At 62.0% G+C, this 1,264-nt stretch carries 1 protein-coding gene; it reads right to left on the minus strand.

Annotated features, from left to right (window positions below; translation table 11 throughout):
- Positions 1-17 precede the first annotated feature (17 nt).
- A partial coding sequence (locus ACTXPP_RS14090; RefSeq protein WP_443342738.1) for an IS1634 family transposase occupies positions 18-1,264 on the minus strand: 1,247 nt, incomplete at its 5' end.

Raw genomic sequence — 1,264 nt, forward strand, 5'->3', positions numbered from 1 at the left:
ACCTGACTTGGCTCAGATTAGTACGGTGTTCCCACGGCACGGCGCCGAATATCGCTCACGATTTCTACTAACTCCGGCGGTAGCGGCACCGCCGCGACCGCCTCGTGCCCGCCGACATTGATCCGCATCTCCCGGTAACCACGCAGCGTCTGCACCAGTTTCTTCAACGACCACCCCGATGCCGACTCCAGCCAACGACCCACCGCCAACGCCGCCATCACCACCGTCAGGTGAGCATCAATCGACTGCTTGAGCGTGTGGAAGATCGGTCGGGCCTTCAGATCCGACTTCGCCATCCGGAATGACCGCTCAATCTGAAACAACCGCCGGTAGTAGCCGATGATCACCATCGGATCCTCATCCAACCTGCTGGTCACGTAGGCTTTGATCCCTGCCAGCTCGCGGTGCTGGGAAGCGAGTTCGAGGTTGACTTCCTTGGTCGTCTTTCCCATTTTCACGTACCGGTTGCGCTTGACCGGGGTCTTTCCTTCTGCGATGTTGCGGGCCTTGCGCAGTGACTCGTCAATCCCCTTGACGGTCCGGCGGGCTCGGTCGGCGGAGTAGTGGTAGATCGTCCGTGACGGTCGGATCCCCTTGGCCGGGTCGCCGGGATCCCGGCTGACCCAGATCTGATCGTGGGTGTACTCGACCCCGGGATGGTCGTTGCGCCACTTCCAGATCGGGTACGGCAACTCCCTGGTCTTGCCACCCAGGACATATGACAGGCCGGCGGCGTCCAGGTCCCGCCGGTTGGCCTCACTGATCATCCCGGCGTCGGCGACGACGGTGACGTCATGCAGGTCGTAGGTGTCCATGAACGCTTCCACCGAGGGAAGGAACGTCTTCGTTTCCGCCCTGTTCCCTTCAAAAGCCTGGATGCGCAGTGGGAACCCGTTCACGTCAGTGAGCATGCCGACGGTGATCTGCGGATCAATCCGGCGCTCCTTACTGAACCCGGGCTCACGGAACCCGTCACCTTCGTCAGCTTCCCAGTAGAGGGTGGTTACGTCGTAGAGCACCAGTGACGTCGGCCCGATGCCCGCATGATCAGCGCACACGGCGGTGACCGCGTCGCGGAACTCGTCAGTGGCGTAGCGAGGCAGTCGGCGCTTAATCGTCGAGTAACTCGCCGAGGTTGCTCCGGCTTCGGCCAGCACACGGATGGAGTCGTACTTCGAGCCTGGCTGCAGGATCCGGGCGGTGACCAGGCCAGCGAACACGTCATCATTGTCGGCAGCAACGTCCAGGCCGATTGCCCTATAGG

Source organism: Candidatus Corynebacterium faecigallinarum, from assembly GCF_052264515.1.
GTDB classification, from domain to species: Bacteria; Actinomycetota; Actinomycetes; order Mycobacteriales; family Mycobacteriaceae; genus Corynebacterium; species Corynebacterium faecigallinarum.